This window comes from Lamprobacter modestohalophilus (assembly GCF_016583905.1).
Taxonomy (GTDB): domain Bacteria; phylum Pseudomonadota; class Gammaproteobacteria; order Chromatiales; family Chromatiaceae; genus Lamprobacter; species Lamprobacter modestohalophilus.
On sequence record NZ_NRRY01000012.1, the window covers coordinates 82,566 to 109,329 of the forward strand.

Genomic DNA, 26,764 nt, shown 5'->3' on the forward strand with positions numbered 1-26,764 from the left:
TTGCCCATCCAGCGGCTCAATTGAGCCGGAATAGCCGTGGCTGCTGCCGCCGCTCTGATTTCAAAGCCGCTGATCGGTCGCCTGCTGTGGCGATGGGATGCTCGACTCGCTCGCGAGCAGAGAAACGAGCAGCGCTCGGCTTCTCGACAGGGCTGCTGTGCGCGGGGCTACTGTTCCTGCTCGCTGGCTGCGGTTTCCATCTGCGGGGCGCGGTCGATATCCCGCCAGGCCTTGAGCCGATCTATATCCAGTCCGGCGGCCTCGTCGGACAGGCGATCGACGAGCGCCTGCGCGGCAGTGGGGTGCCGGTGACCCAGGTGGCGACGGAGGCCGGGATGATCCTGCGCATCCTCGGTCAATCGCGCAGCTCGCGCGTCGTTGCGGTCGACCGCACCGGCAAGGCACTGGCCTATGCACTGCAGTTTCAGATCGGCTTCGACGCCGTCGAGGCCAGCGGTCAGGCGCTGATTCCCGAGCAGCGGATCACCCTGGAGCGGACCTTTGATGACAACCCCGATGTGGCAGTGCTCGGCAAGCAGCTCGAATCGGACATCATCTATCAAGACATGGCCGACGATGCCGCCGATCAGGTGCTGCTGCGGTTGCGTGCTGCGGTTGCTGCCCGTTCACAGCGCCCACAGTCGGCGCCGCAGGCCCAGGCCTCTTCCCAGTATGCCCCGCTGGCCCAGGCCTCTTCCCAGTATGCCCCGCTGGCCGCTCCAGCCGCTCAATAGGCGTTCTGCAGGCCGTCAACACCGATGCCCATCGCGCCAGCCCAGCTCAGCCAACAGCTCACCAAAGGCCTATCCCCCGTTTATCTGATCACGGGTAGCGAGCCGTTGCAGCTCGGCGAGGCGGCCGACTCGGTGCGACGGGCGGCGCGCGAACGCGGCTTCAGTGAGCGCGAGGTGCTAGAGACCGGACCGGACTTCGATTGGTCATCGCTCGCCGGGGCCCTAGGCTCACTGTCGCTGTTTGCCGAGCGGCGCTTGATCGAGCTGCGCATCGCGGCGACCAAGGCTGGTAGCAAGAGCGATGCGGTAGGGCGAGAGGGCTCGGATGCCATCCGCCGCTGCCTTGAGCATCCGAGCGCTGACGTGCTGCTGCTGATCTTGGCGCCGGGGCTCGACTGGAAGAGCTTGAAGACCAAGTGGGTGCAGGCGGTTGAGCAGGTTGGCGTCGTCGTTCAGGTGCGCGAGCCGCAGGGGCGCCAGCTCGTTCAATGGCTCGACGGGCGTCTGCGGCGTGCCGGCTTCGTTCCGAACGCGGATGCCGTGGCGCTGCTGGCGGAGCGCGTCGAAGGTAATCTGCTCGCTGCCGACCAAGAGATCACCAAATTGGGTCTGGCGTTAGAGCCGGGGCCGCTCGACGCCGAGGGGCTGCTGAGCGCGGTGGCCGACAGTGCTCGCTATGGGGTGTTTGATCTCGCCGATGCCGCGCTTGCTGGCGATCGCGCCCGCGTCGAGCGCGTGCTCGAGGTGCTGCGGGCCGAGGGCACAGCGGAGCCGCTCGTGCTCTGGGCGCTGGCGCGCGAGGTGCGTAAGCTCGCCACCCTGTCCTTTGCGCGCGCCAAACGGCAGCCGCTCGGCCCGTTGCTCAAGGCGCATCAAGTCTGGGACTCGCGTCGCCCGATGGTCATGGCGGCGTTGGATCGGCTGCCGCTCGAGCATCTCTGGGAGCTGGTCATTTGCTGCGCCGATGCTGACCTGGCGATCAAAGGGCGCGGTGGCGGCGATCCTTGGCAGCTGCTCGGCAGCATTGCCGAGGGACTCGCGGCCCCGTTCGCGAGAAACCCGCAATGATCACTGGATTGAGACTGAAACGTTGCTACACTAGTCGGTTTTGCATGCTAACAGTCGCTGATACATCGCTGCACCGCCATGAAGACCGAGACCAAGATGACTGATGTGGCCGCCTATGTCGCTGACGTTGGACGCCGAGCGCGGTCCGCCGCGCGGGCCATGGCACGCGCCGAGACGCGCGCCAAAAACGGCGCGCTGAAGGCCATTGCCAGCGACCTCAACGCCCAGCGCGAGGCGTTAGCACGGGCCAATGCCGCTGATCTCGAGGCCGGTGCGGCCAAGGGGCTGGATGCAGCCCTGCTCGATCGGCTGGAGCTAACCCCGGCGCGCATCGACGCGATGATCGCTGGTTTGGAGCAGATCGCCGCATTGTCGGACCCGATCGGCGCCATCACCGACCTAGACTATCGCCCATCGGGTATCCAGGTCGGGCGCATGCGGGTGCCGCTCGGGGTCATCGGTATCATCTATGAATCGCGGCCGAATGTGACCGCCGATGCCGCCGCGCTTTGCCTCAAGGCCGGCAACGCGACCGTGCTACGCGGTGGCTCCGAGGCCTTTCAGTCGAATCAGGCGATCGCCGCGAGCATTCACCGAGGGCTGCGCACGGCGGGTCTGCCGGCCGATGCGGTGCAGGTGCTGGCGACGACTGATCGGGCCGCGGTCGGCGCCATGATCACCGATCCGGAGCATATCGACGTCATCATCCCTCGCGGTGGCAAGGGGCTGATCGAGCGCATCAGTCGCGAGGCGAGGGTGCCGGTGATCAAGCATCTGGATGGTATCTGCCACGTCTACATCGACGACAAGGCCGATGCGGATAAGGCGGTGGCGATCGCGGTGAACGCCAAGACCCAGCGCTACGGCACCTGCAACACCATGGAGACCCTGCTGGTCGCCGAGCCCGTCGCGCGGCCGCTGCTCTCGCGCATCGGCGCGGCGCTGGTGGCCAAGGGCGTCGAGATTCGCGGTTGTGAGAAGACCCGCGAGATCCTCGCCGATGCGCGTCCCGCGACCGATGCGGATTGGGGCACCGAGTACCTGGCGCCAATCCTCTCGATACGCGTCGTTCCCGGCATGGACACCGCTATCGAGCACATCGAGGTCCACGGCTCGCACCATACCGATACCATCGTCACGGAAGACTACAGCCGCGCCCGGCGCTTCCTGCGCGAGGTCGACTCCAGCTCGGTGATGGTCAATGCCTCCACCCGCTTTGCGGATGGCTTTGAGTATGGCCTTGGCGCCGAGATCGGCATCAGTACCGACAAGTTCCACGCTCGCGGCCCGGTGGGGCTCGAGGGGCTGACCTCGCAGAAGTTCGTGGTGCTTGGCGATGGTCACATTCGTGAATAGATGGGTGCTGGGTCGATTGCTACCGGATCGCATGACCCTGAGCTGCCGATGATCGGTCTGTTCGGCGGCACCTTCGACCCCGTGCACTTCGGCCATCTGCGCGTGGCGCTCGATGTTGTTCAGCATCTGCAGCTCGAGCAACTGCGGCTGCTGCCGCTCGCCGCCGCGGTGCACCGGCGGCAGCCGCAGGCTTCGCCGGAGCAGCGCATGGCGATGTTGCAGGCGGCGATCTGCGATGAGCCATGCTTAGTCGCTGATGATCGAGAACTGAAGCGGGGCGGGCCGTCGTACACGGTCGATACCCTGCACACGTTCCGCGATGAGCTGGGTTCGCAAGCACCGCTCTGCCTGTTAGTCGGTGCTGATGCCTTCGAGAGTCTTCCAGACTGGCATCGGCCGCTCGATATCCTCGGACTGGTGCATCTGGTGGTGATGCAGCGGCCAGGTGCCCCAACCGCGCGTGATCCCTGGCTCCGCGAGCAGGTTGAGCAGCGCCGCACCGATGATCCGGCGGCCTTGCGCCTTCAAGCCAGCGGGCTTATCTACTTCCAAACGGTGACGCAGCTCGATATCTCGGCAACCCGCATTCGCCGGCTGCTGGCGCAGGGCAAGAGCCCGCGTTATCTGCTGCCGGATGCCGTCTTGGCCATGGCTCGTGCCAACCGTTGCTATGCTGTTTAGGCGGGTGCGATCACTGACCGCCTTGACCGCCTGGCTCGACTTTACAAGACGCGCCCAAGAGGACTGTTAATGCAGCTAGAGCACTTGAAAGACCTCGTCGTTGAGGTTCTGAGCGATATGAAGGCCCGCGACATCAGTGTGATGGATGTGCGCGGCAAGACGGCGGTGACCGACTATATGATCGTCGCCTCCGGAACCTCCGATCGGCATGTCAAGGCCATTGCCGAGACCGTGGCCTATAAGGCCAAGGAGGCCGGCGAGGCGCCGCTTGGCACCGAAGGCGTGCAGGAAGGCGAATGGGCGCTGGTTGATCTCAATGGCGTGGTGGTGCATCTGATGTTGCCCAAGGTGCGCGACTTCTATAGCTTGGAGCGGCTCTGGAGCGCGCCCGCGCTCGTCTCACACCCGGCTGCCAGTGCCTCGGCCTGAGATCAGCTTGATCGCGGCCATGGCGCGCGGGCGCGTCATCGGCCGGGACAATGCGATGCCCTGGCATCTGCCTGCCGATCTCGCGCACTTCAAGCGCCTGACCTTGGACAAGCCGATCATCATGGGCCGATGCACTTGGGAGTCCCTACCGGGGCTGCTGCCGCGACGGCGACATCTGGTCATCTCTTCCGATCCTGGCTTTCGGCGCTCGCTGAGGCAGGCCGAGGCCGTCAGCTCCCCTGAGCGAGCGTTGGAGCAGGCTGGCCCAGTGCCTGAGGTGATGATCGTCGGTGGTGCGAGTATCTATGAGGCCTTCCTGCCGCTCGCCGATCGCCTGCTATTGACCTTGATCGACGCAGAGATCGACGGTGACACGTACTTTCCGGCCTGGTCAACGGCGGAGTGGCACGAGACGGCGCGCGAGCACCGGCCTCGCGATTCCGCCAATTTGTACGACCTCGATTTTGTGAGCTTGGCGCGCAAGACATCGAGTTGATGGCTGAGCAAAGATCGCTTTGCCGATGAACCTGTTGGCCCGGATAACGACCTCAGACCTCAGCCCGGCGCCAGATAGCCGGCGCAGTCCAGTTCGATCAGCTTCAGGGGCTTCTTCCGCCGCACTCGCAGCGCGCTGAGTCGGCCACCCCAGAGGCAGCCGCTGTCGAGCGCCCAGCAATTGTCCTCGGCGAGGAAGCCGATGGTCGACCAGTGGCCGAACAGGATTCGGTCTTCGCGGGTGCGTCGATCCGGCATCCGAAACCAGGGGAGGGCGCCGGGGACGGGTTGTTCGAGCCCGCCTTTCTCTTTCAGCAGCAAGGCGCCATCGGCTGAGCACCAGCGCAGGCGGGTCAAGGCGTTGGTGATGAAGCGCAGGCGCGCTATGCCGTCGAGCGCGTCGCTCCATCGGCTGGGCTCATTGTCGTACATCTGTTGGAAGAACCGGATATGGTCTGGGCCTTGGAGCGTCGCTTCGAGCTCACGCGCGCAGGCCCGTGCTTGTGCGAGATCCCATTGCGGAGGCAGCCCGGCGTGGATCAGGGTGAAGCCCTTCTTCTCGCTGTGGTGCAGCAGTGGTCGGTGGCGCAGCCAGTGCAGCAGCTCGTCGCGGTCTGGGGCGTCGAGGATCTCGTCTAGCGTGTCTTTCTTGCTGGCGCGTGCGCCGCCGAGGGCAACTGCGAGCAGGTGCAGGTCGTGATTGCCCAAAACGACGATGGCGCGCTCGCCGAGGGCCTTGATCCAACGCAGCACGGCAAGCGAGTCTGGTCCACGGTTGACCAAGTCGCCGACACACCAGAGCTTGTCTCTGGTTGGGTCGAAGTCCATCTTGTCGAGTAATCGGCGCAACTCGTCGTAGCAGCCTTGGATGTCGCCGATCGCGTAGGTAGCCATGATCTCGTGCTGGTGTCGCTATCGGTTGGCGCTAAGCACTAGGTCGCTGTCTAAATGCGACTTCCCGATGATCGCCCTGCAGTGGGGTGCTCAAATCGGGAAGCAGTTGATGGACAGTTTCTAGGTACTAGGCACGATGGAAAGAGTCAATCGCATGCTTGACCACCAAAACGCTGTCCGTGGCAGAACTGAGCAGCACTAATGCAGCCCGCTGCGGTCACCGAGCGAGAACGGGCGAATGACGGCGTCGAAACGGGTGCCATCGTCGGCGATCATGTTGTAGCTACCGTGCATACTGCCAAGCGGTGTCGAGATTTGCGTGCCGCTGGTGTACTCGAAGCTCTCGCCGGGCTGCAGGTGGGGCTGCTCGCCGACCACCCCGGCACCGCGCACCTCCTGCGTCTTCCCATTCGCATCGGTGACGATCCAGTGCCGGTTCAAGAGCTTGGCTGGCACCGCGCCGGTGTTGCTGATGGTGATGGTGTAGGCGAAGATGTAGCGCTCACCGCCGGGGTCGGACTGCTCCGGGAGATAGCGGGTTAGCGCTCGGACGTCGATCTGATAGCGTTCGTCTGTCTCGTCGTGGGCCATGTGGTGTCTCGGTCTACCATACTTGGGTCTGAGCGCTCGCGGCAATGAGCGGCTCGGAGGTGTTAATGCTGATCTCGCTTCAGCCGAAGCCGGCCACACCGCGTTCGGAGGCCTCGATGAAGGCGACGATCTGATCGGTCTCTGGACTCGGGTAACGCTGCTTGGCCTCGTGCAACCCTTCTTCGAGCCGTTGGCCTGAACGGAAGATTAGCCGGTAAACGGCCTTGATCCGGGCGCGTTGCGCGGTCGTGAAGCCGTTGCGTTTCAGGCCTACCAGATTGAGGCCGACAAGCACAGCGCGTTGTCCGTTTGCGATCATGAAGGGTGGTATATCTTTGGACACGCCGGTGAGACCACCGATCATGGTGTAGGCACCAATGCGGGCGAATTGGTGGACCGCAACCTGTCCAGAGACGAAGCAGTGATGCGCCAGCTCGACGTGACCGGCCAGGGTGGCGGTGTTGGCCAGGATGTTGTCGTCGCCGACCTTGCAGTCATGCCCGGCATGGCTGAAGGCCATAAAGTAGTTGCGGCTGCCGATGCAGGTGCCTGCTTCACTCTTGACGCCGCGGCTGATGTTCACGTACTCGCGAAAACAGTTGTCACTGCCGATCGTCAACGGCAGTCCATGTTCTGGCGTGAAGCTCAAATCCTGCGGCTCGCTGCCGAGCGTGGCGCCATGGCAGACCCGGTTACGCGGGCCAAGTCGGGTGCCGCCGTAGATCCGAACACAGCTCTCCAGCCGACACTCGGCATCAATCACTGCTCCGGCCTCGACCAGCGTCCAAGGTCCGATCTCGACGCTCGCATGGACTTCAGCGCCGTCCTCAATGATCGCGCTTGGATGCATCGCCATGGTTTGGTTTCGTCTTGGTCGTCTTATTCAGCTGCTGTCTCAGTGGCGGACATTCAGTGGCGGAAATGCCGCATCCCGGTGAATAGCATCGCGATGCCGTGCTCGTCAGCGGCTGCGATCACCTCGTCGTCGCGCATCGAGCCACCGGGCTGGATGACGGCGCGAATGCCGGCTGCCGCGGCCTGATCGAGCCCATCGCGGAACGGGAAGAAGGCGTCGGAGGCGAGCACGGCTCCGGCCACTTCGAGGCCTGCTTGCTCGGCCTTGATGCTGGCGATGCGGGCTGAATTGACGCGGCTCATCTGACCGGCGCCAACGCCGACCGTCATGCCGTCGCGCGCGTAGACAATCGCGTTCGACTTGACGAACTTGGCCACGCGCCAGGCGAAGAGCAGATCCTCGCGCTCTGCCTCGCTTGGCGCTCGTTTGGTCACGCAGTTTAGTGTTGCGGTCAGGTCGAGATCAGCCCCTTGCACCAAGAGTCCACCGCGTACGCGTTTGAAATCCCGATAGGGCTGGCGCTCCACGGGCCAGGGGCCGCAGCGCAAGAGGCGCACATGCTTCTTCGCCGCGATCGCCTCGATGGCCTCCTGACTGACCTCAGGCGCGATGATCACCTCAACAAATTGGCGGGCGACGATGGCCGCGGCGGTCTCGCCATCGAGCCGCTCATTAAAGGCGATGATGCCTCCGAACGCCGATTCCGGATCGGTGCTGAAGGCGCGCTCGTAGGCGCTGAGCAGGCTCTCACCAACAGCAACACCACAAGGGTTGGCATGCTTGACGATCACGCAGGCCGGCGAATCCCCGAATTGTTTCACACACTCGAGTGCGGCATCGGTGTCAGCGATGTTGTTGTAGCTGAGCGCCTTACCTTGCAACTGCTCGGACGTGGCCAGGCTTGCCTCACAGCCGCCTCGGCCAACATAAAAGGCCGCGGTCTGATGCGGATTTTCGCCGTAACGCATCGCCTGGCGCTTGCGAAACTGCATGTTGAAGGTGCGCGGCAGACCTTCTGGCTTGCCCTCCGGATGCTCGATGATGGCACCCAAATAGTTGGCGATGGCGCCGTCGTAATGAGCCGTGTGCTCAAAGGCGCGCACGGCCAGATCGAAGCGGGTCTCATCGTCGACCGCACCGCCGTTCGCTTCCATCGTTGCCAACACCCGATCGTAATCGGCTGGATCGCAGACCACGGTCACGTCACGATGGTTCTTGGCTGCAGCTCGGATGAGTGTCGGGCCGCCGATGTCGATGTTCTCGATCGCGGTCGGCAGGTCGCACTCAGGACGCGCGACGGTTTCCTCGAACGGGTAGAGGTTGACGACCACGAGATCGATCGGGCGGATCTCATTTTCGTGCATCACCTGGTCATCTTCGCCACGGCGCCCGAGGATGCCGCCATGAATGCGGGGATGCAGCGTCTTGACCCGTCCGTCCATCATCTCCGGAAACCCGGTGTACTCGGCGACCTCGATCACCGGCACGTCTTGTTCGGTCAGCAGCCGCGCCGTGCCGCCGGTGGATAGGATCTCGACGCCGCGCTGACGCAATGCAGCGGCGAAGGCGGCGATGCCGGTTTTGTCGGAGACGCTGATCAGCGCCCGTCTGATTGACTTCATTCTGAGTGCTCTCTGAGTTCTCTCTGAATTCTCTTTTCTGAATTCTCTCGGCGCGACTCGCGCCCGGCGCGCACCTGCGCAGCCAAGCCTAGTCGGCCTTATTCTTAAGCTTCTTGCGCAGTGTGCCGCGGCTGATGCCGAGGATCTCTGCGGCCGCGGACTGGTTGCCCATGGTGTGCTCGAGCACGGCCTCGATCATCGGCTGCTCAACCTCGTCCATCACCAGCCGGTAGAGCCCTTGGATGTCATGATCTCCCATCGCACTGAGGTAGCTACGCAAGGCGGTAAGGACGCATTCTCGCAGGGGCTGACTGCGGTTCGCCCCTTCATCGAGCGTCTCTGGCACCGCAAAGCTTTGCATGTCATTCATCGATTGACTCCTTGGTGCCGAATCCAGTGGATATCAGGCGCCAGCGATGCGAAGTCGCTGAGGCCATCGGTTGAATCTGCGCTTCGAGCAAGCACGCCCGACGAGATGCAGTCGGCCGAGATGCAGTCGGCAAAATGCTTGCGTAGCAGATCAAGCTGCGACGCCGCCGTCGTCGTTGCCATCAACCGTTGGCGCAGATGCTCGCCCTCGGCGCTCGAGTCAGAGCCGCCGCGCAAGTCACGCAGGGTCCAGCCGATATGCTTGCGTGCGATCAACACTCCGCGCTGCTCACCGTAGAAACAGTACAGACGGTCTAGGTGCTCCATCAAGATGGCCCCAATCCACGCCATCGAGGGTGCCCTAGGCACCTCGGAGACCCTGGCTGAGAGCTGGTCGCTCGCCGGATGCGCTGTCGTTGCCAGACCGCGCAGTGCGGCGGCCATGCTGCCGAAGATCCAAGGCCGGCCCATGGCGGCGCGCCCGAGCATAATAGCATCGGCGCCGGTGCTGTTCAGTACCTCGATCGCTTTGGTCGCACGATCGATGTCCCCATTCGCCACGAGCGGCAGCGCGCATTGCTCGCGGATGCCAGCAAGACTCTCCACCTCCGCCTCGCCCTGATAGCCGCAGGCGCGGGTGCGGCCGTGCACGGTTAAGAGCTGAATCCCGCTCGCCTCGGCAATGCGGGCGATATTGGCGAGATTTCGTGTCTCTGGCGACCAGCCGGTGCGGGTCTTGAGCGTCACCGGCACATCGACCGAGCGCACCACTGCCTCCAGGATGCGCCCGACTAAGGCCTCATCGCGCAGCAGCGCCGAGCCGGCTGCCGCCTTGCACACCTTCTTGGCCGGGCAGCCGAGGTTGATATCGATCAGCTCGGCACCGCAGTCGGCGTTGTGGCGCGCGGCTTCGGCCATCTGCTGTGGATCGGAGCCGGCGATCTGCACCGCAATGGGGCCCGGCTCGCCGCGGTGATCGGTGCGCTCGCGGCTCTTGCGGGTGTTGCGCAGGGCGGGATTGGCCGAGACCATCTCAGAGATGGTAAGGCCGGCACCGAGCCGCCGACAGAGCAAACGAAAGGGTTGATCGGTGACCCCGGCCATCGGCGCTAGGATGAGCCGGTTCGGGATGCTGACGGAGCCGATCTGCAGCGGCTGCAGGAGCTTAGCGGCGTTAGCAGCAGAGGGATCAAGGGCGAGCATGATGCGGGGCAGGGTCGTCTGGCAGGGCTGGTGCAGCGCGCCTATGGCACAATCCTAGCGTAGTTCTCAGCGGTGAGTATCGCAGGGTTCGTGCAAGCGGTCCGATCGGGCCTCATTATTGGGGTCGCCCCGTCGCGGTCGCGGTCATGGCTTTAGGCCGTTAACAGAAGTCGCCTAAGGGCTGGCCCGGCGCTGACCGCTGATCAAGACCCAATCCTCGCGCTCCAGCGGGGGCTCGAGTGCGAATGTCGCGCGATAGGCGGAGCTGACGTTGTCCGCCTGATGAAGCAGGATTCCGGACAGTGCCAGCTGCCCACCCGGCCGGGTCAGCTGGCTCAGGGTTGGCGCCAGCTCGACCAAAGGGCCAGCGAGGATGTTGGCTACCAGCAGATCGGCGGTCTCCCTTGGCATCCGCCCAGGCTCGCAGACCGAGAGGCGCTCGTCGACGCCGTTCGCACGTGCGTTCTCGAGCGTGGCTTCTAGCGCCTGTGGATCATGATCGACCGCCAGCGCGCGGACCGCGCCCAGCTTCAACGCTGCGATGGCGAGGATACCGGAGCCACAGCCGAAATCGATCAGCGTGGAGCCGGCAAGTGGCGTGCGATCCAGCCATTCGAGGCAGAGCGCCGTGGTGGCATGATGGCCAGTTCCAAACGCCAGCCCTGGGTCGAGGTCGATCACCACCGCATCGGCCGCTTCAATGGCATGGCCGCGTGGGCAGATCCAGAGCCGCTCACCGAAACGCTGCGGCTGCAGCCCTTCCAGCCAGAGCCGTTCCCAAGGTTGGTCTTCGAGTCGATGCAGGCTTGGCGGTGCTAGGCAGTGCGTCGTCAGGAGTTGGGCTGCAGACTCGGCCTGCTGGCTGCCGGCCGGGCTGGCATCGAACAGCGCGGTGATCCGCAATTGGCGCCAGAGCGGCGTCTCGCCAGGGGCCGGCTCGAGCACCTGATGGCGATGCGCGGCGTCCGCGTCAGTCAGGCCAGCCAGCCCATCGTTGTCCTCATCGTTGCCCTGATCGAGGGTCACCGCCAAGGCTCCGGCGTTTTCCAGCGCCGCCTCGATCAACGGCGCCGCGTCTCGATCGACCAGTAGCTCGAGCTCAATCCAGGCCATCTCAGCGTCGCCGAGCGCTACGGTCAGAGACCGAGCTTCTTCTCGAGATAATGGATATTGATGCCGCCCTGCTGGAAGGCTGCATCCTTGAGCAGTTGCCGATGCAAGGGAATATTGGTGTTGATGCCTTGGATGATGGTCTCGCGCAGCGCATTGCTCATGCGCGCCAGCGCCGCTGCCCGGTCTTCGCCGTGCGCAATCAGCTTGCCGATCATCGAGTCGTAGTAGGGCGGCACCACATAGCCGGCGTAGATATGGGTATCGATGCGCACACCCGGGCCACCCGGCGCATGGAACTCCTCGATCGGACCGGGGCTCGGCATGAAGGTCTCGGGATGCTCGGCGTTCAGCCGGCACTCGATGGCGTGGCCACGCGGCACGATATCGCTCTGGCGATAACGGAGTCGTTCGCCGCCAGCGACCAGGATCTGTTCCTTGATCACGTCGACGCCGGTGATCATCTCGGTCACGGGATGCTCAACCTGTACCCGCGTGTTCATCTCGATGAAGTAAAACTCATCGTCTTGATAGAGGAACTCGAAGGTGCCGAGCCCGCGATAGCCGATCGTGCTACAGGCCTCGGCGCAACGTTCGCCGATCCGCTGCCGCTGCTCTGGGGTGATACCGGGGGCTGGCGCCTCTTCGATGACCTTTTGATGCCGGCGCTGCATCGAGCAATCGCGCTCGCACAGATGGATGGCATTGCCATAGCTGTCGGCCAGCACCTGGAACTCCACATGGCGGGGGTTCTCGAGGTACTTCTCCATGTAGACGACATCGTTGCCAAAGGCGGCGCCGGCCTCGGCCTTGGTCAGCGAGATGGCGTTTAGGAGCGTCGCATCCGAGTGCACCACGCGCATGCCGCGCCCGCCACCGCCACCCGCGGCCTTGATGATGACCGGATAGCCGATCTCGCGCGCTAACTGCAGCGTCTGCTTGGCATCTTCCTCGATTGGGCCATCGGAGCCGGGCACACAGGGCACGCCGGCCTGCTTCATCGCTCGGATCGCCGAGACCTTATCGCCCATCAGCCGGATCGTGTCCGGTCTGGGACCGATGAAGACGAACCCGGAGCGCTCGACCCGTTCGGCGAAATCGGCGTTCTCCGAGAGGAACCCATAGCCGGGATGGATAGCGACGGTGTCGGTGACCTCGGCGGCGCTGATGATCGCCGGGATATGCAGGTAGCTGTCGCGCGAGGGCGCCGGCCCGATGCAGACCGACTCATCGGCGAGCAGCACATGCTTCAGCTCGCGGTCGGCCTCGGAATGGACGGCGACGGTTTTGATGCCGAGCTCGCGACAGGCGCGCTGGATACGTAGCGCGATCTCGCCGCGGTTGGCGATGAGGATCTTCTCGATCATTCGATCACGAACAACGGTTGGTTGTACTCAACAGGCTGGCCATTCTCGACCATGATCTTCTTGATCACGCCAGCGCGCTCTGATTCGATCTGATTCAGGATCTTCATGGCCTCGATGATGCACAGGATGTCACCCACCTTCACCTCTTGGCCTTCTTCGACGAACGACTTGGCGCCCGGCGACGGCGATCGATAGAAGGTGCCGACCATCGGTGAGCGCGCCAGACAGGCGTCGTCAACCTCTGGGGCGCTGGGCGCCGCAGCCGGTATGGCGCCTGACGCCGCCGGGCTCATGGCAGGTGCCGGCGCTGGCGCCTGCATCATGAACTGGGGTGCCCCGCTGCCATGGCGGCTGATACGGACGGATTCTTCGCCCTCGTGAATCTCGATCTCTGCGACGTTCGACTCGTCGAGCAGCTCGATCAGCTTTTTGACCTTGCGGATGTCCATGACAGTTGATTTTCTCGCCGTGGATGGATGCGTATTGTGTGAATGCGTGTTGTGACAGATGCGGGGCGTTCGGCGGGGTCGCTTGCGGTGGCAGCTGGCCAGCCTAGGGCGGACCATCGAGCCGATGCAGCGCTGCGGCGAGGGCCAGGCTGTAGCCTTGTGCGCCTAGCCCGCTGATGACGCCTTCTGCAATATCGGAAAAGTACGAATGGGCTCTAAACGACTCTCGCGCATGGACGTTCGACAGGTGCACCTCGATGAACGGAATGCTGACCGCAAGCAGCGCATCGCGTAACGCGATGCTGGTATGCGTGAAGGCGGCTGGATTGAACAGGATGTACGCGACCCCGTCCGCTCCGGCTTGATGGATCGCATCAATCAGCGCGTGCTCGGCGTTGCTCTGAACCATCTGCAGCTCATGTCCAGCGGCCTCCGCGCTGGCGCTTAGAGTGCTGCCGATGCTCGCCAGCGTCTCACGTCCGTACGTCGTCGGCTCCCGGCTGCCAAGCAGGTTCAGATTAGGACCATTTAAACAGAGGATCTTCGCCATGACACGGATCGAAAACGCGGCTATTGTCTGCGAACCGTCGGAAAAAGGGCGTTTTGCGCAGGCTCACACCGAATGCCGACAGGGTACGGCATTCTGCGCCAATTTACAAAGCAGCAGTTGGCTGTCGTCGGGTAAAGACGTCTTTTCGACGCCGTTACCGACCGATAGGGACCTGTTCAGCCGACCCAGCCGACCGACCTGTCAGTTCACGCCAAGCAATAGCGGCCTCACCTCGCTTTCCAGCAAGCTGGCGTCGATCTCGCCGGTATGACTGAAAATGCGCCTGCCGAGCGGATCGAAGCCGACCGTGAACGGCAGTCCGCCAGTGCGGTTGCCAAGCTCGCGGGAGAGCTCGACGCTGTCGCGGTTGCCCAGCAAGATCGGATAGCTCACCGCGTTGTCCTCTAGGAAGCGAGCGATCTCCTCAGCGCGATCGATGGCGATGCCGACTACCTGCAGCCCTTGATTTCCATAGCGCTGCTGCCACTCGTCGAGCAACGGGATTTCGCGCAGGCAGGGCGGGCACCAGGTCGCCCAGAAGTTCAGCAACACGACCTTGCCAGCCCAACTGCTGCCGCTCAGCTCGCGGCCCTCGAGCGTTGGGAGTCGCAGATCGGGAAGGCTGTCAAGTGTGCCGTAGTAAGGACCATGTCGAAGCGACTCTGCATCCTGGTCGCCAACCTGGAGCCAGCGCTCGCCGAACAAGGCCAAGCCGATGCTGACCGACCCGGCCAGCACCGTCACAGCGAGGACCTTAGCGGCATTCACTGCGCAAACTCGTTCAGATGTGCCGCAAACTCGTCGGCGGGAACAAAGCCAACGAGCCGCCAGCCGCGCTGCTCCTGGCCGCTGCTGTCAAAGAACATCATCGCCGGTGGTCCAGGGATGCCGAAGCGCTCCTGCATCAGCGCCTTATCCTCGGCGTCGTTTGCCGTCACGTCTGCTTGGAGCAGCACATAGCGTTGCATGGCTTGTTGGACGGCGGGGTCCGGAAAGGTGTAGCGCTCCATCTCCTTGCAGGACACACACCAGTCTGCATAGAAGTCGAGCATCACCGGCTTGCCGCCGGCGCTGGCCTCTGCCACCGCCTGGTCGAGATCGGCCAGGGTCTTGATGCGCTTGAACTCCGGATGCGCGGCCGCCGCGCCGCCTCCGCCCACTGCCGGCGCCAGGCCGCGGAGTGGCTGAATGGTGTCCTTGCCGCCGGCGGCAGCGCCGACCAGCATCAGGACGCCGTACACCAGCAAGGCGACGCCGAGCGATTTCCACAACTTCGACCAGCCGCTGGCCTCGGGGCCATGTTGGGTGAGGGCGCCGAGGTACACGCCAGCGCTGATCAGCAGCAACGCCCAGAGTGCCATCGCGAAGGCTGCCGGGATGACGCGCTCGACCAAGAGCACGGCCACGGCCAGCAACAACACGCCGAACACCGCCTTCACCGAATCCATCCAAGCACCGGCGCGCGGCAGCAGCTTGCCGGCCGAGGTGCCAATCGCAAGCAGCGGCGCGCCCATGCCGAGCCCGAGCCCGAGCAGGGCAAAGAAGCCGAGCACCGCATCCCCGGTCTTGCCGATGAAGATCAGCGCGCCCATCAGCGGGGGCGCCACGCAGGGGCCGACGATCAGTGCCGAGAGCGCGCCCATGATGGCGGCTCCGGTCAGGGTGCCACCTTGCTGCTTATTGCTGATTTGCGTGAGCTTGGTCTGGACGCTGCTCGGCAATTGCAGATCGTAGAAGCCGAACATCGAGAGCGAGAGCGCAACGAAGATCGCCGCGAAGGTCGCCAGCACCCAGGGGTTTTGGAACGCTGCCTGCAAGTTGGCGCCGAAGAGCCCAGCGATCACGCCGACGATGGCATAGGTCAGGGCCATCGCCAGCACATAGGCGAGCGAGAGGAAAAATGCCTGCCGGGTGGTGATCTTGCTGCCCTGACCGGCGATGATGCCGGAGAGGATCGGGATCATCGGGAACACGCAGGGTGTGAACGATAGCAGCAGGCCAAGCACGAAGAAGATCGCCAGCGCGCCAAAGATGCCGGTTTCGGCGAGACGCGCAGCGATTTGGTCTTGCTCCGAGACCCGTTCTGGCGCCGCTGATCCAGCGGCTTCACCAGCGGGCGGGGCAGGGTTGGCAGACTCAGCGGTTGCTGGCTCGGTCAAGGCCACCGTGGTGGTGGCAGGCGGTAGATCGAGCGTCAACCGATCCGTGACCGGCGGATAACAGATGCCACGCTCGGCGCAGCCTTGGTACTTGGCGACCAGCGTGACGCTGGTCGCCTCTGCGCTGCCGCGCAGCAGCGGCACGCTGAGATTCACATCGCCATGGTAGATCGCGATATCACCGATGGTGCCATCGGGGCGCACCGTGTCGGGCTTGATCTCGGCCTCGGGCAGCTCGTAGGGACCGAGCTGCACACCCTCAGCATCCTCGAGCCTGAGTTCGATCTCCTGCTGGTAGAGATAGGTCTCGGGCGCGATCCGCCAGCGCAGCGCCAAGGTTTGCGGGTCCTCGATCGCGACATCGAGCTGGAAAGCCTCTTCGGCGGGGAGGATGTCGTCTTCGAAGCCAAAGCCGAGCGATCGCGCGGGCAGCGAGTTCGAGCGCGTTGTCGGGTTCGCGCTGCTGCTGGTCAGGGGGCTTGTCGACCCATTGCCGCCGCTCATGAGCCCAGACGGTGCTGATGCTGGCTGCTGCTCAACGGCGGCCAAGCGCGGGAGCTCGAGCAAAATACTCTGGCGCTGGGGCGGATAGCAGAATCCAGCATCGGCACAGCCCTGCGACTGCGCCTCGATTCGGACCACCTCACCAACAGCGTCAGTTCGAGTGACCGGGAGTGTCGCCTCGACGCGGTCGCGATAGATCTCGACCTCACCGAAGAACTGGTCCGTCTTGGTCTCGGCGGGCGGCAACTGAGCCTGACCAAGCTCGAAGCCGGGTGTCTTGCTCTCGAAGCGGAACTTGGCGCCGTAGAGATAGTAGCCAGGCTCGATATCCCAGCTCACCGTCACCGCATCTGGGCCTTGCGCGTTCCCGGTGATCTGGAACGCCTGATCTGGCTGCAAAAATTCGTCTTCGGCGACAGCTGCCGCCGGCAGTGCCAGGCCTATCGCCAGCAGGAGCAGGCCGATCAGGCCGAGCTGCGCGCCGTAATAAAGAGGGCGGCGTTGTTTGCCGGTCGACGGCGCGGCGACTTTGGCGTCTGCGCGCTGTCTCCAGTCAAGTATTTGATCAAGTATTCGATCAAGCGTTGGACCAAGCGTTTGATCACTCATTGGTTGTTCGCAGTGCATTGGCGGACCCAGTCGAGATAGTTCTTGTTGCCGGTGGTGATCGGATGGCTGATCACCTCGGGGACGTCGTAGGGATGGAGCGTCTCGATGCGCGCTGCAAGCGCGGCGACTTGGCGTTCGGTCGTCTTGATCATCAGCAGCACCTCGGTGTCGGTCTCGATCTTATCCTGCCAGCGATACAGGGAGACCACGCCCGGCATGATGTTGACACAGGCGGCCAGCCGTTCGGCGACAAGCGTTTGCGCCAGTGACTGGGCGGTTTGCGCATCGGGGCAGGTACAGAAGGTCAGGTAGACCGGCTCAGGTGCAGAGTGAGTTCCCATAGGGCGGCATGGATGGCTGTTCTAGGGGTAGGGGCTTGCGGACGAGCCGCATAGCCTAACGGAAACCGAGCGCCGAGGCTGCGGCGGTTTGAATCAGACAAATCCGGACAAACGTCCGGGTCATTGCGTCGGCTGAGCGATGGCAGGCGCGTTACTAGCGAGACCCGAGTTATGTGGATTTTCCTTCTTCTGTTCGTCTTTGCGCCACTGATCGAGCTTTACTTCCTGATCCAGGTTGGCTCGGTCATCGGTGCGCTGCCGACCATTCTGCTGTCGATCCTGACTGCGGTTATCGGTGGCTACTTGGTGCGCATGCAGGGCTTGACGGTGCTGATGCGTGTGCGCGCGATGTTGGATCGCGGCGAGACGCCAGCGTTAGAGCTACTTGATGGCGCCGTGCTCTTACTCTGCGGCTTCGCCCTGATGTTGCCTGGGTTCATCACCGATGCGGTCGGCTTTGCGCTGCTGGTGCCGCCGGTCCGCCATGCATTGATCCGTCGTTACGTCGATCTCGTGCCGGTCCAGGGGGAGGTCATCGTACGCGAGGAGCGCTCCACCCGACGCACGATCGAGGGCGAATGGCGCCGCGACGACTGAGGGCCGGCTAGCAGGTCGGCTAGCAGGTCGGCTAGCAGGTCGGCTAGCAGGTCGGCTAGAGGGCCGGCTTGCTTCTGTGGCATGCGGGGCTACCGCTGGGCATGCGAGGTTGTGCGCGAGCGATGGTTGAAGCCGATGGCTCCGTTTGCGCAAAAAGTACAACTCCCTCTTGACACAGGGCAGATGCTGCCTATTATTAGCACTCGCTCGAGATGAGTGCTAACACCCGACCGCGATGGTCGGTTGTAAGCAGCACCAACAGTTCGACGCCGGCGTCGGGCAGAGCCCGTCCCGGTTCACCATCCCAACACTTAACTAACGGCCCTGAGGACTACCACACATGAAGATTCGTCCCTTGCATGACCGCATCGTGGTCCGTCGCATGGAAGAAGAGCGCACCTCTGCTGGAGGCATCGTGATCCCTGATTCGGCGGCTGAGAAGCCGATCCAGGGCGAGGTCATCGCTGTCGGCAACGGCAAGATCATGGATAACGGCGACACCCGCGGCCTCGACGTGAAGGTCGGCGACAAGGTGTTGTTCGGTAAGTACTCCGGCACCGAGGTCAAGCTCGACGGTGAGGAGTTGCTGGTGATGCGTGAAGAAGACGTCATGGGCGTCGTCGAAGGCTGAACCTCTGGTTCGCCTCGCCGCATCCGCAGCCAATAGATTCGTTCGACACCACACAGATTTGATCGAGGAAACAACGCGATGAGCGCAAAAGAAGTTAAGTTCGGCCTAGATGCCCGTAACCGTATGGTCGAGGGTGTCAACATCCTCGCCAACGCCGTGAAGGTCACCCTGGGTCCTAAGGGCCGCAACGTGGTGCTGGAGAAGTCCTTCGGCGCCCCGACCGTCACTAAGGATGGTGTCAGCGTTGCTAAGGAGATCGAACTCTCCGACAGATTCGAAAACATGGGCGCGCAGATGGTCAAGGAAGTGGCCTCGCAGACCAGCGATATCGCGGGCGACGGCACCACCACTGCGACCGTGCTGGCTCAGGCCATGGTCCGCGAGGGCATGAAGGCGGTTGCCGCCGGCATGAACCCGATGGACCTGAAGCGTGGCATCGACAAGGCGGTTACAGCTGCAGTCAGCGAGCTGAAGACGCTGTCCAAGCCATGCTCCAACAACAAGGAGATCGCCCAGGTCGGCACCATCTCCGCCAACTCCGACGACTCGATCGGCGAGATCATCGCCGAGGCGATGGAGAAGGTTGGTAAGGAAGGCGTCATCACCGTCGAAGAAGGCAAGTCGCTGCACAATGAGCTCGACGTCGTCGAGGGTATGCAGTTCGACCGCGGCTACCTGTCGCCATACTTCATCAACAATCAGCAGAGCCAGACCGCTGAGCTGGAAGATCCCTACATCCTGTTGCACGACAAGAAGATCTCGAACATCCGTGATCTGCTGCCCGTGCTCGAGGCCGTCGCCAAGGCTGGTCGTCCGCTGATGATCGTCGCCGAGGACATCGAAGGCGAGGCCCTGGCTACCCTGGTTGTCAACTCGATCCGTGGCATCATCAAGGTCTGCGCTGTTAAGGCACCGGGCTTTGGCGATCGTCGCAAAGCCATGCTGCAAGACATCGCCATCCTCACCGGCGGTACCGTGATCGCTGAAGAGGTCGGCCTGTCGCTGGAGAAGGCGACCCTGAACGAGCTCGGCTCGGCCAAGCGCGTGCAGATCAGCAAGGATGAGACCACGATCATCGACGGCGCTGGCTCCGATTCCGAGATCAAAGGTCGTTGCGACCAGATCCGCGCCCAGGTCGAGGAGACCACCTCCGACTACGACCGCGAGAAGCTGCAAGAGCGTCTGGCCAAGCTGGCTGGTGGCGTGGCGGTGATCAAGGTCGGCGCCGCGACCGAAGTCGAGATGAAAGAGAAGAAGGCGCGCGTTGAAGACGCCCTGCACGCGACCCGTGCGGCCGTCGAGGAGGGCATTGTTGCCGGCGGTGGCGTCGCGCTGGTGCGCGCGCTGACCAAGATCCGCGGTACCCTCACCGGCAGTAACCACGATCAGGATGCTGGCATCAAGATCGCACTGCGTGCGATGGAAGAGCCGCTGCGTCAGATCGTCATGAATTCCGGTGACGAAGCCTCGGTCGTGCTGAACAAGGTTGCCGAGGGCGAAGGTAACTACGGCTACAACGCCGCAACCGGCGAGTACGGCGACCTGGTCGACATGGGTATCCTGGACCCAACCAAGGTCACCCGTACCGCGCTGCAGAACGCCGCGTCGATCGCTGCGCTGATGATCACCACCGAGGCCATGGTGGCCGAGGAGCCGAAGGACGAGCCGGCAATGCCGGGCGGCGGCGGCATGGGCGACATGGGCGGCATGGGCATGATGTAAGCCCGGTGATATGATGCCGCCATCGAGAGTCTGCCGTTGGTGGACTCCTATTGGCTGGCACGCCTAGAAAGCCCCGCTTCGGCGGGGCTTTTTGCTTTCGGAATCGCCTTTCTTGCACCCGTTAGGCACAATGTGCTGCAGCATTTGCCTGCCGGAAACGCAACATTGATTGCTCGAAAAATGTGCCATACTATTTTTCAATCTGCTTTGTGAAACTGATACCTACGGAAGAGTTCTGAGATGTCTTCTCGATACTCGAGCTGGCGCAGCAAACCCGCGCTTGCCTTGTTGCTGCTGGTTGCGCTGACCACGGCGCTGACCGCGCATGCGGCCGGTCCTGAGATCCAATCTGGAACCGCGTTGGTCATTGATCACGAAGGTAATCGGCTGTTCGAGCGCAATCCAACCGAAATTCGTCCGATCGCCTCGATCACCAAGCTGATGACAGCGATGGTGGTCATCGATGCCGATGTCCCGCTCGATGACCGAATCACCATTACTGAGGCCGATCGGGACCGATTGCGCTGGAGCCGTTCGCGGCTGCGTATCGACGAGGCCAGACTGTCTCGGGCCGACCTCTTGCGAACGGCCCTCATGTCCTCTGACAACCGTGCCGCCGCTGCCCTTGGGCGGACCACCTTCGCCGGTGGTACGCCGGCCTTTGTCGAAGCGATGAACGAGAAGGCGCAATCGCTTGCGATGCGCGACACCCAATTTGCCGATGCGAGCGGTCTCGATGCCGGCAACCAGTCGACAGCTGAGGACTTGGTGCGTCTGCTCAACGCCGCTGCACGCTACCCCTTAATCCGCGAGATCACCTCCACCGGCGAAGTCGACATCAGCCCGCATGCCGGACGTGGTCCGCTGCAGTACCGAAACACCAACCCGCTGACCCGCGACGAACGCTGGACCGTGGAGTTATCCAAAACCGGTTACCTCAACGAGGCAGGGCGCTGCTTGGTGATGCAGGCCGTGATCGAAGATCGCCGCGTCTACGCCATCTTTCTCAACGCCCAAGGCAAGCTCACGCCGATTGGCGACGCCAACCGGCTGCGTCAGTGGCTTGCCGAAGCGGGCGAGTTGAAGACCACCAGTTTGAGCGCGCGACATCAGTGAGTGCAAGACATCAGTGAGTGCAAGACATCAGTGTGCAAGACTTCAGTGTGCAAGACATCAGTGTTTAGGACATTAGCGAGCATGAGACTTCCGTGGCGTGAGTATGACCCACTGGCCGCCTTGCACCCTGAATGCTGCTGGCACAGCTGGCGACCTCGATGAAACTGCTGGTTGAGATCGGCAACACCAGCCTAAAGTGGGCTCCGCTGGATGCGGAATTGCCAGGGCCAATGGTTGCCGCACGGCATTTCGGCTCGCTACCCATTGATGTGCTTGCTAGCTGGGAGAAGCTTGAGTCTGTCGATGGTGTGTTGGTCGCGAGTGTTGGGCCGGCGTCCGTCCTTGATGCCGTCAGCTCCGCCACGGCTGCCTACTGGCAATGTCCCCTTGAGCGCATCGAATCCAAAGGCGAAGCCTGGGGCGTTCAGATTGCTTACCAGGAGCCAGCGCGGCTCGGCGTCGATCGCTTCTTGGCCTTGATCGGCGCCCAATGGCTCGCTGAGCGACCCGATCTGTTGGCGAAAGCTGGGCCTGATCCGATGCGAGCGGAGCCGAAATCTGCCACCGCCGTGACAGCAACAACACACCCTGATTCGGAGCCACCGCAGACACCCGAGCAAGGCTGCGCAACCCTGGTCATCGATGCCGGTACGGCGATCACCTTCGACGCGCTGCTCGCCGACGGACGACATCGAGGAGGGCAGATTTTGCCCGGCATTGCCATGCTGCGCGCGAGCCTACTGCAAGGTACCCGCATGCCCCCGCACCAAGCCCAAGATCATTACACCCCCTGGGGCACCGACACAGGCCCCGCGATTTCGGCCGCCAGCCTCCAGGCCCCCGCCGCCCTCGCCGAGCGCCTTAGAAGCGCGCTGCAGCAAGAAACGGGAAAGGTACCGCGCCTGATCATCACCGGCGGCGACGCGGACCGCCTGGCGCCACTCCTCCGCCGAGCCGTCCATCTGCAACCCGACCTGGTACTGATGGGGCTTGCCCGCTTTGCTTAATACAGCATCGGTTTCGCGCAGAATAGGGAGAATGACGTTGAGGCAGCAAAATCCAAAGCCATCGAATCGCAACAACCTGCATCCTCACATTGAGCTCAAGGCGCACCTCGCTTAAACTCACCCCTCGGAGCCTTAGTAAACCCCGTTCTCGACCCCTCGAGATCCGCTCGGGTTTTAGGTTTGCGCTCCAAGCATCGCTGGCGTAGCTCAGTTGGCAGAGCAGCTGATTTGTAATCAGCAGGTCGTCGGTTCGAATCCGTCCGCCAGCTCCATTAAAAACAACAGCTTAACGAAAAATTTCCGGTAGCCGTTTCTAGCTCATGTCCCTCTGGTAGCCGTTCTGTAGCCGTTAGGGCGTTGGCTTCCTCCCCTGCGTATTCTTGGAAGAGGATGGCCCTGATTGGACCAAATCACTTCCCCGTCCGACATCGACTGCTGCATCCAGTCCCATCTCCCCCGACGTCGAGTCGAAAAACTAACGGTCGCACTGACGGAAAGCGTTAGCATTCAGTAACTCGTCGCTGAACCATCGCGCTCATGCTCCGTCGTCACCGAAAGAGTCTCGAAGACGAGATCGCTCATGCGGAAGCGCGATTGTCAGAGCTTGAGCGCGAACGGGGTCAGTTGTCCCTCAAACTCACTGATCTACGCCAACAGCTGCGCTCAGAAACCGGAGTTCAGGATCGAGCAGATTGGCAAGCGCGTGCATCCACCCCGCAGTATCCAGCCCCAACGACCCCTGACGAGAAGATCGCCCTGTTCATGGATCGCTTCCGGGGCCGCCGCGATGTCTACCCCAAGCTCTGGATCAACGCGAGCAAGGGACGCAAAGGCTACTCACCGGCGTGTGGCAACGAATGGGCTCGTGGTCTCTGCGCCAAGGTCGATCCCAAGCCCAAGGTCAAATGCGGCGACTGCCAACATCAGGCATTCCTCCCCGTCACCAAACAGGTCGTGCGCGATCATCTGCAAGGGCGTCATGTCATCGGCGTCTACCCGATGCTGGCCGATGAAACCTGTTGCTTTCTCGCGATCGATTTCGACAAGGCTGGCTGGCAGAACGACGTCGCCGCCGTTGCCGAGACCTGCCGGAACCGAGCGGTTCCTCATGCCATTGAGCGTTCTCGTTCCGGTAACGGTGCCCATCTCTGGATCTTCTTCAACGCGCCGGTGCCGGCGACGATAGCCCGAAAGTTGGGCTGTTATCTCCTCACTGAAACCATGGCGCGGCGGCATGAGCTGCCGATGACCTCGTACGATCGCCTATTTCCCAACCAAGACACCCTGCCCAAAGGCGGGTTCGGGAATCTCATCGCGCTGCCCTTTCAGCACGAGCCCAGGCAGCAAGGACACAGCGTCTTCATCGACGAGCAGGGGTCACCCTATCAAGATCAGTGGGGCTTTCTCGCCTCGATTCCTCGCCTGTGTCCTGATGAGGTCGACGCGCTCGTCCAAGAGGCCACTGAGCGCGGACACATCATCGGCGTTCGCCAGGGTGGGTTAAGCGATGATGAGGAGGCGACGGCTCCTTGGCGGCGTCCACCGTCTCACCGAGCACCTCGGTTAGACATCACTGAGAAGCTCCCACCGCACATTCGCGCCGTCTCCTCTCAGCTCCTGTTCGTCGAGACCGCTGGTCTGCCGTCTGTGCTCATCAGCCAGATCAAACGCCTCGCGGCCTTTCAGAATCCTGATTTCTACAAGAAGCAGGCCATGCGCCTATCGACAGCGCTCACACCGCGCATCATCAGCTGCGCCGAAGAACATCCAGAGCATCTAGGCCTGCCGCGTGGCTGTCTGGATGCGCTGCAAGCGTTGCTCAGTGAGCACTCTGTCGAACTCATCATCGACGATCAGCGAACCGATGGAGCAGCGCTCGAGGTTGCCTTTCAAGGGGCGTTAACAGCGCTCCAAGCGCAAGCGGTCGAGACCCTGGCCGCCCATGACATCGGCGTGCTGATCGCGCCGCCCGGATCGGGCAAGACCGTCATTGGCATCAACCTGCTGGCGAGACGACGAAGAAGCACCCTGATCTTGGTGCACCGCACCCAACTCTTGGAGCAGTGGGTCGCACAGCTTGGGGTCTTCCTCGGTCTGGCGCCCAGTGAGATTGGACAAGTGGGAGGCGGGAAGCGCAAGCCGAATGGCCAGTTGGATGTCGCCATGATCCAGAGCCTGGTGCGCAAAGATAGCGTCGATGATCTCGTCGCCAGCTACGGCCAGGTCATCGTCGATGAATGCCACCATGTGCCGGCCGTCTCCTTCGAGCGGGTGATGCGCGAGGTCAAGGCCCGCTGTGTCATCGGGCTCACCGCAACGCCGCAGCGACGCGATGGGCACCATCCGATCCTGACACTCCAGCTCGGTCCGGTTCGCTTTGCCATCGACGCCAAGCACCAGGCTGCAGCGCGCCCCTTTGAGCACCGGCTGATCCTGCGTGAGACCGACTTTCGGCTCGCCGACGCGGACGCAGACATCGGCATCCAGGAACTCTACCGCCAACTCGCCGCGGACGATGCGCGCAACCAGATGATCCTGCACGACGTCACGCAGGCGTTGAGTGAAGGGCGCTCGCCGATCCTATTGACCGAGCGCCGAGACCATCTGGCCCGCCTCGCCGAACAGCTGACGGACGTGGCGAAGCACCTCATCGTGCTGCAGGGCGGCATGAAGACCAAGGAACGTCAGGCCGCCGTTGAGCGGCTCGCGTCGATCCCGGCCGGTGAGCCTCGGTTGGTGATCGCCATCGGCAAGTTCATCGGCGAGGGGTTTGACGATACGCGTCTGGACACCCTGTTCTTGGCGATGCCATTCTCTTGGAAAGGCACCCTGGTCCAATACGTTGGGCGCCTGCACCGGCGGCATGAGGCGAAGACCGAAGTGCGCGTCATTGACTATGTCGACCGCCAGGTGCCGATGCTGGCGAGGATGCTCGACAAACGGATGCAGGGCTATCGCGGCATGGGCTACCAGCTTTGAGGCGGTGGTGATGATTGAGATCAGCGCTCTTCCGCTGAAGAGGTATACGCGCTTACGGCGGAATCGCGTGCCACCGACTGATCCGGAATAGGTTGCTTATCCTGCGTATGACGCGCAGCCCGCAGCTGCGCGAAATCGCGCTTCAGCGCCGTCATCTCGGCTTTCAAGTGCTTCCGATACAAACGCTGGTCTTTCTTGATCGTCTCCTCAAGCGAGTCACGGATCTCGTCCCTGAGCTGATCGAGTTCGGCGCTCAGCGCTTGGGCCTCCTGAGCCTCCGGCAAGCGTCGTTCGATGGCGCGAATCTCCTCGAGCAGGCCTGAGCGCTCAACGAGTCTGATCCACTGGTTCAGCCGTTCCGCCTGCTCCAACGGGATGACCCAACAGCGAACATCCGGACCCCACAGGGCGCTCGGAAACGACCGCTTGAACAGATCCTTCAGCAGGAAGGGCAAGGACACCAACAGCTGATCGCTGAAGATCCTGCAGCTGATCGACGAGCTGCACCAATAGGGACGCGATCTCCTATTCACCCGGGCATAGAGGTCGAGGACAAAGGCGGGCAGGGGATCAAGCATTGCGGGGTTCTCTGAGTGTGAAGGCGTCGGCAGCATCACCACAGCACGATACGCCAGTCATCCGCACACGGCCGCAGCGAAAGACACCGATGTTGGCCACTCTTTCGCGATAGGTGCTTGATCATGATCGAAAATGCTTGCGCTCCTGGCGTCCTCGGTGCTAGTGCAACCCTGTTAAATACCTGAGACCGTTCCCAGATAGTAACCTCGTCATTCTCATCATTCACATAGCGACTGACCGGAGGTTCTCACCGATGCCGCGCTGTACTGCAGCCCCAGTTGACATCTCTGACAAAGACGCTCGCGTCCTGCAAGCGCTGGAGCGCCGACACAACGCGCCCCAAGGATTGGTCAAGCGCGCTCAGATCATTCTCCTCGCCGCACATGGAGTCGGTGTGCGCGCAACCGCCGAACGCCTTGGCATCGGCCGCGCGACGGTGCAGCGCTGGCGTCGCCGGTGGTCGAGTGCCGCGGCCACGGAGTCGGCCCTGGAGCGCCTGGTCGATGCCCCGCGCCCGGGCACACCGCCGACCTTCAGCCCGGAGCAGATCTGCTCGATCCTGGCGCTCGCCTGCGAACCGCCTAAGCGCGACGGTCAAGAACTGACGCATTGGACCCACGCGGACTTGGCCGCCGAGGCCATCGCACGCGGCATCGTGGAGTCCATCTCGCCGGACTCCATCGGGCGCTTTCTGCGCGAGGCCGACCTCAAGCCGCACCGCACCCGGGGCTGGATCAACACGCCCC

General features: G+C 62.8%; 27 protein-coding genes and 1 tRNA gene. 14 read left to right on the forward strand and 14 right to left on the reverse strand.

Annotated elements, in window-relative coordinates; translation table 11 throughout:
* Positions 1–92 precede the first annotated feature (92 nt).
* The 6 genes from CKO42_RS09565 (at position 93) to CKO42_RS09590 (ending at position 4,764) form a co-directional block, all read left to right on the forward strand.
* Positions 93–734, forward strand: a complete 642-nt coding sequence (locus CKO42_RS09565) for an LPS-assembly lipoprotein LptE (RefSeq protein ID WP_200242762.1) — start codon at positions 93–95, stop codon at positions 732–734.
* Positions 735–758: 24 nt separating this feature from the next.
* Entirely contained in the window at positions 759–1,802 is a 1,044-nt protein-coding gene (holA, locus tag CKO42_RS09570) for a DNA polymerase III subunit delta (protein ID WP_200242764.1), read from the forward strand.
* Between the two features lie 78 nt (positions 1,803–1,880).
* Positions 1,881–3,158: a glutamate-5-semialdehyde dehydrogenase gene (locus CKO42_RS09575; RefSeq protein WP_200242770.1), complete on the forward strand. Its 1,278-nt coding sequence runs from the start codon at positions 1,881–1,883 to the stop codon at positions 3,156–3,158.
* Between the two features lie 48 nt (positions 3,159–3,206).
* Positions 3,207–3,839: a nicotinate-nucleotide adenylyltransferase gene (nadD, locus tag CKO42_RS09580; protein WP_200242771.1), complete on the forward strand. Its 633-nt coding sequence runs from the start codon at positions 3,207–3,209 to the stop codon at positions 3,837–3,839.
* 69 nt (positions 3,840–3,908) lie between these two features.
* The gene (gene rsfS / locus CKO42_RS09585; protein ID WP_200242779.1) at positions 3,909–4,268 is read left to right on the forward strand and encodes a ribosome silencing factor; all 360 of its coding nucleotides are present in this window, start codon (positions 3,909–3,911) and stop codon (positions 4,266–4,268) included.
* A 7-nt stretch (positions 4,269–4,275) separates the two neighbouring features.
* Positions 4,276–4,764 carry a dihydrofolate reductase gene (locus CKO42_RS09590; protein WP_242479260.1) on the forward strand — a complete coding sequence of 163 codons (489 nt, stop codon included), beginning with the start codon at positions 4,276–4,278 and terminating at the stop codon, positions 4,762–4,764.
* A gap of 59 nt (positions 4,765–4,823) precedes the next feature.
* Here CKO42_RS09590 and CKO42_RS09595 read toward each other — a convergent pair whose 3' ends face one another.
* The 13 genes from CKO42_RS09595 to cutA all read right to left on the reverse strand — a co-directional run bounded on the left by CKO42_RS09595 (position 4,824) and on the right by cutA (position 17,387).
* Positions 4,824–5,657: a symmetrical bis(5'-nucleosyl)-tetraphosphatase gene (locus tag CKO42_RS09595; RefSeq protein ID WP_200242793.1), complete on the reverse strand. Its 834-nt coding sequence runs from the start codon at positions 5,655–5,657 to the stop codon at positions 4,824–4,826.
* A 198-nt stretch (positions 5,658–5,855) separates the two neighbouring features.
* A complete protein-coding gene (gene apaG, locus CKO42_RS09600; protein ID WP_200242805.1) occupies positions 5,856–6,248 on the reverse strand; it encodes a Co2+/Mg2+ efflux protein ApaG in 393 nt (130 codons plus the stop codon).
* Positions 6,249–6,327: 79 nt separating this feature from the next.
* Positions 6,328–7,104, reverse strand: coding sequence for an acyl-ACP--UDP-N-acetylglucosamine O-acyltransferase (gene lpxA, locus CKO42_RS09605; RefSeq protein WP_200242808.1), 777 nt, complete (start codon positions 7,102–7,104; stop codon positions 6,328–6,330).
* A gap of 53 nt (positions 7,105–7,157) precedes the next feature.
* Positions 7,158–8,726: a bifunctional phosphoribosylaminoimidazolecarboxamide formyltransferase/IMP cyclohydrolase gene (gene purH / locus CKO42_RS09610; RefSeq protein WP_200242811.1), complete on the reverse strand. Its 1,569-nt coding sequence runs from the start codon at positions 8,724–8,726 to the stop codon at positions 7,158–7,160.
* A gap of 88 nt (positions 8,727–8,814) precedes the next feature.
* Positions 8,815–9,096, reverse strand: a complete 282-nt coding sequence (locus tag CKO42_RS09615) for a helix-turn-helix domain-containing protein (RefSeq protein WP_242479261.1) — start codon at positions 9,094–9,096, stop codon at positions 8,815–8,817.
* Complete coding sequence (gene dusB / locus CKO42_RS09620; RefSeq protein WP_207148696.1) at positions 9,093–10,298, reverse strand: tRNA dihydrouridine synthase DusB; 1,206 nt, start codon at positions 10,296–10,298, stop codon at positions 9,093–9,095. Before dusB ends, CKO42_RS09615 begins: the two co-directional genes overlap by 4 nt.
* Before the next feature lie 174 nt (positions 10,299–10,472).
* Positions 10,473–11,411, reverse strand: coding sequence for a 50S ribosomal protein L11 methyltransferase (gene prmA / locus CKO42_RS09625; RefSeq protein WP_200242814.1), 939 nt, complete (start codon positions 11,409–11,411; stop codon positions 10,473–10,475).
* A 23-nt stretch (positions 11,412–11,434) separates the two neighbouring features.
* Positions 11,435–12,775, reverse strand: a complete 1,341-nt coding sequence (gene accC / locus CKO42_RS09630; protein WP_200242817.1) for an acetyl-CoA carboxylase biotin carboxylase subunit — start codon at positions 12,773–12,775, stop codon at positions 11,435–11,437.
* Positions 12,772–13,224, reverse strand: a complete 453-nt coding sequence (gene accB / locus CKO42_RS09635) for an acetyl-CoA carboxylase biotin carboxyl carrier protein (protein ID WP_200242820.1) — start codon at positions 13,222–13,224, stop codon at positions 12,772–12,774. Before accB ends, accC begins: the two co-directional genes overlap by 4 nt.
* Positions 13,225–13,327: 103 nt before the next feature.
* Positions 13,328–13,774 carry a type II 3-dehydroquinate dehydratase gene (gene aroQ / locus CKO42_RS09640; protein ID WP_200242822.1) on the reverse strand — a complete coding sequence of 149 codons (447 nt, stop codon included), beginning with the start codon at positions 13,772–13,774 and terminating at the stop codon, positions 13,328–13,330.
* 201 nt (positions 13,775–13,975) lie between these two features.
* A complete protein-coding gene (locus CKO42_RS09645) occupies positions 13,976–14,542 on the reverse strand; it encodes a redoxin domain-containing protein (RefSeq protein ID WP_200242825.1) in 567 nt (188 codons plus the stop codon).
* Positions 14,539–17,046: a protein-disulfide reductase DsbD gene (locus tag CKO42_RS09650; protein WP_200242831.1), complete on the reverse strand. Its 2,508-nt coding sequence runs from the start codon at positions 17,044–17,046 to the stop codon at positions 14,539–14,541. The genes CKO42_RS09645 and CKO42_RS09650 overlap by 4 nt, the downstream gene beginning before the upstream one ends.
* Complete coding sequence (gene cutA / locus CKO42_RS09655) at positions 17,043–17,387, reverse strand: divalent-cation tolerance protein CutA (protein ID WP_200242834.1); 345 nt, start codon at positions 17,385–17,387, stop codon at positions 17,043–17,045. The genes CKO42_RS09650 and cutA overlap by 4 nt, the downstream gene beginning before the upstream one ends.
* A 171-nt stretch (positions 17,388–17,558) precedes the next feature.
* Between cutA and CKO42_RS09660 the strand changes: the two genes are divergently transcribed.
* The 7 genes from CKO42_RS09660 (at position 17,559) to CKO42_RS09690 (ending at position 25,439) form a co-directional block, all read left to right on the forward strand.
* Entirely contained in the window at positions 17,559–17,984 is a 426-nt protein-coding gene (locus CKO42_RS09660) for an FxsA family protein (RefSeq protein ID WP_200242837.1), read from the forward strand.
* Positions 17,985–18,324: 340 nt separating this feature from the next.
* A complete protein-coding gene (groES, locus tag CKO42_RS09665; RefSeq protein WP_200242840.1) occupies positions 18,325–18,615 on the forward strand; it encodes a co-chaperone GroES in 291 nt (96 codons plus the stop codon).
* A 78-nt stretch (positions 18,616–18,693) separates the two neighbouring features.
* Positions 18,694–20,337: a chaperonin GroEL gene (gene groL, locus CKO42_RS09670; protein WP_200242843.1), complete on the forward strand. Its 1,644-nt coding sequence runs from the start codon at positions 18,694–18,696 to the stop codon at positions 20,335–20,337.
* Positions 20,338–20,577: 240 nt separating this feature from the next.
* The gene (locus CKO42_RS09675; protein WP_200242845.1) at positions 20,578–21,453 is read left to right on the forward strand and encodes a serine hydrolase; all 876 of its coding nucleotides are present in this window, start codon (positions 20,578–20,580) and stop codon (positions 21,451–21,453) included.
* 158 nt (positions 21,454–21,611) lie between these two features.
* The gene (locus tag CKO42_RS09680; RefSeq protein ID WP_200242847.1) at positions 21,612–22,460 is read left to right on the forward strand and encodes a type III pantothenate kinase; all 849 of its coding nucleotides are present in this window, start codon (positions 21,612–21,614) and stop codon (positions 22,458–22,460) included.
* A gap of 196 nt (positions 22,461–22,656) precedes the next feature.
* Positions 22,657–22,732 (forward strand) — tRNA-Thr (locus CKO42_RS09685).
* Positions 22,733–22,997: 265 nt separating this feature from the next.
* The gene (locus tag CKO42_RS09690) at positions 22,998–25,439 is read left to right on the forward strand and encodes a TOTE conflict system archaeo-eukaryotic primase domain-containing protein (protein ID WP_200242850.1); all 2,442 of its coding nucleotides are present in this window, start codon (positions 22,998–23,000) and stop codon (positions 25,437–25,439) included.
* A 20-nt stretch (positions 25,440–25,459) separates the two neighbouring features.
* On the opposite strand, the gene CKO42_RS09695 is transcribed toward CKO42_RS09690, so the two are convergent.
* On the reverse strand, positions 25,460–26,017 hold the full coding sequence (locus CKO42_RS09695; RefSeq protein ID WP_200242852.1) for a hypothetical protein: 558 nt from the start codon (positions 26,015–26,017) through the stop codon (positions 25,460–25,462).
* A gap of 254 nt (positions 26,018–26,271) precedes the next feature.
* Here CKO42_RS09695 and CKO42_RS09700 point away from each other — a divergent pair.
* On the forward strand, positions 26,272–26,764 hold a 493-nt coding region (locus CKO42_RS09700), incomplete at its 3' end, for a helix-turn-helix domain-containing protein (protein WP_200242854.1).

Excerpts from the sequence above, each read along its gene's own strand:
- CKO42_RS09615 (WP_242479261.1), bottom strand. The coding sequence starts at position 9,096 with ATGAATGACATGCAAAGCTTTGCGGTGCCAGAGACGCTCGATGAAGGG.
- aroQ (WP_200242822.1), bottom strand. The coding sequence starts at position 13,774 with ATGGCGAAGATCCTCTGTTTAAATGGTCCTAATCTGAACCTGCTTGGC.
- apaG (WP_200242805.1), bottom strand. The coding sequence starts at position 6,248 with ATGGCCCACGACGAGACAGACGAACGCTATCAGATCGACGTCCGAGCG.
- holA (WP_200242764.1), top strand. The coding sequence starts at position 759 with ATGCCCATCGCGCCAGCCCAGCTCAGCCAACAGCTCACCAAAGGCCTA.
- cutA (WP_200242834.1), bottom strand. The coding sequence starts at position 17,387 with ATGGGAACTCACTCTGCACCTGAGCCGGTCTACCTGACCTTCTGTACC.
- CKO42_RS09660 (WP_200242837.1), top strand. The coding sequence starts at position 17,559 with ATGTGGATTTTCCTTCTTCTGTTCGTCTTTGCGCCACTGATCGAGCTT.
- CKO42_RS09650 (WP_200242831.1), bottom strand. The coding sequence starts at position 17,046 with ATGAGTGATCAAACGCTTGGTCCAACGCTTGATCGAATACTTGATCAA.
- lpxA (WP_200242808.1), bottom strand. The coding sequence starts at position 7,104 with ATGGCGATGCATCCAAGCGCGATCATTGAGGACGGCGCTGAAGTCCAT.
- CKO42_RS09575 (WP_200242770.1), top strand. The coding sequence starts at position 1,881 with ATGAAGACCGAGACCAAGATGACTGATGTGGCCGCCTATGTCGCTGAC.
- CKO42_RS09695 (WP_200242852.1), bottom strand. The coding sequence starts at position 26,017 with ATGCTTGATCCCCTGCCCGCCTTTGTCCTCGACCTCTATGCCCGGGTG.
- prmA (WP_200242814.1), bottom strand. The coding sequence starts at position 11,411 with ATGGCCTGGATTGAGCTCGAGCTACTGGTCGATCGAGACGCGGCGCCG.
- groL (WP_200242843.1), top strand. The coding sequence starts at position 18,694 with ATGAGCGCAAAAGAAGTTAAGTTCGGCCTAGATGCCCGTAACCGTATG.
- rsfS (WP_200242779.1), top strand. The coding sequence starts at position 3,909 with ATGCAGCTAGAGCACTTGAAAGACCTCGTCGTTGAGGTTCTGAGCGAT.
- purH (WP_200242811.1), bottom strand. The coding sequence starts at position 8,726 with ATGAAGTCAATCAGACGGGCGCTGATCAGCGTCTCCGACAAAACCGGC.
- CKO42_RS09690 (WP_200242850.1), top strand. The coding sequence starts at position 22,998 with ATGCTCCGTCGTCACCGAAAGAGTCTCGAAGACGAGATCGCTCATGCG.
- dusB (WP_207148696.1), bottom strand. The coding sequence starts at position 10,298 with ATGCTCGCCCTTGATCCCTCTGCTGCTAACGCCGCTAAGCTCCTGCAG.
- CKO42_RS09595 (WP_200242793.1), bottom strand. The coding sequence starts at position 5,657 with ATGGCTACCTACGCGATCGGCGACATCCAAGGCTGCTACGACGAGTTG.
- groES (WP_200242840.1), top strand. The coding sequence starts at position 18,325 with ATGAAGATTCGTCCCTTGCATGACCGCATCGTGGTCCGTCGCATGGAA.
- CKO42_RS09675 (WP_200242845.1), top strand. The coding sequence starts at position 20,578 with ATGTCTTCTCGATACTCGAGCTGGCGCAGCAAACCCGCGCTTGCCTTG.
- accC (WP_200242817.1), bottom strand. The coding sequence starts at position 12,775 with ATGATCGAGAAGATCCTCATCGCCAACCGCGGCGAGATCGCGCTACGT.
- accB (WP_200242820.1), bottom strand. The coding sequence starts at position 13,224 with ATGGACATCCGCAAGGTCAAAAAGCTGATCGAGCTGCTCGACGAGTCG.
- nadD (WP_200242771.1), top strand. The coding sequence starts at position 3,207 with ATGATCGGTCTGTTCGGCGGCACCTTCGACCCCGTGCACTTCGGCCAT.
- CKO42_RS09565 (WP_200242762.1), top strand. The coding sequence starts at position 93 with ATGGGATGCTCGACTCGCTCGCGAGCAGAGAAACGAGCAGCGCTCGGC.
- CKO42_RS09680 (WP_200242847.1), top strand. The coding sequence starts at position 21,612 with ATGAAACTGCTGGTTGAGATCGGCAACACCAGCCTAAAGTGGGCTCCG.